Here is a 766-nt window from a genome sequence, read left to right as displayed (position 1 = left end):
CATTCTTAGTCTTACATTTTGCAACGATCCACGGGATTGAGAGCGTCTATACTTGGTACAACTAAGTGAATCAAACGATTAGCGGTAGATTTTTTCATCAACTGCCTAAATCCCTAACGATCCTTGGTTGTTATTAGGTGAGCAAAGCAGGATAATATTGGGATCGGAATTTTAAGAATTAATCCATTATGACCGAATACCTTTTGTTGTTGGTTGGCACTGTGCTGGTCAACAACTTTGTGCTAGTTAAATTTTTAGGGCTGTGTCCTTTAATGGGCGTTTCCAAAAAACTGGAGACGGCAATTGGCATGGGCTTAGCAACGACGTTTGTGTTAACACTGGCGTCGGTTTGCTCGTACCTTGTAGAAAACTACATCCTTGCTCCATTAGGCATCGAGTACCTCAGGACCATGAGCTTCATCTTAGTGATCGCGGTTGTGGTTCTATTTACTGAGATGGTTGTGCACAAAACCAGTCCAACGCTATACCGACTTCTGGGCATCTTCCTGCCGCTGATCACAACCAACTGTGCGGTATTAGGTGTGGCACTTCTTAACATCAACGAGAATCACAACTTTATCCAATCGATCGTTTACGGTTTCGGTGCATCGATTGGTTTCTCTTTGGTATTGATCCTATTCGCCGCTATGCGTGAACGCATCACCGTGGCAGATGTACCAATGCCATTCAAAGGTGCGTCGATTGCGATGATCACTGCAGGCTTAATGTCACTGGTACTCATGGTTACTTCACCAATCCTGTAAAG

Annotated in this window: 1 protein-coding gene; it reads left to right on the top strand. The window is 44.0% G+C overall.

Annotation, left to right across the window (positions count from 1 at the left end):
• Window positions 1-188 precede the first annotated feature (188 nt).
• Window positions 189-764 (top strand): electron transport complex subunit RsxA, encoded by a 576-nt coding sequence (gene rsxA / locus KIV40_RS35110; protein ID WP_285354099.1) that lies wholly within the window; start codon window positions 189-191, stop codon window positions 762-764.
• Window positions 765-766: the final 2 nt, after the last annotated feature.

Source organism: Vibrio sp. D173a (assembly GCF_030248475.1).
The sequence above is the reverse complement of the archived record's forward strand: the minus strand, read 5'-3'. Positions and strand labels throughout refer to the sequence as shown.

Bases quoted from the DNA above. Each gene is read 5' to 3' on its own strand.
- rsxA (WP_285354099.1), top strand. From the start codon at position 189: ATGACCGAATACCTTTTGTTGTTGGTTGGCACTGTGCTGGTCAACAAC.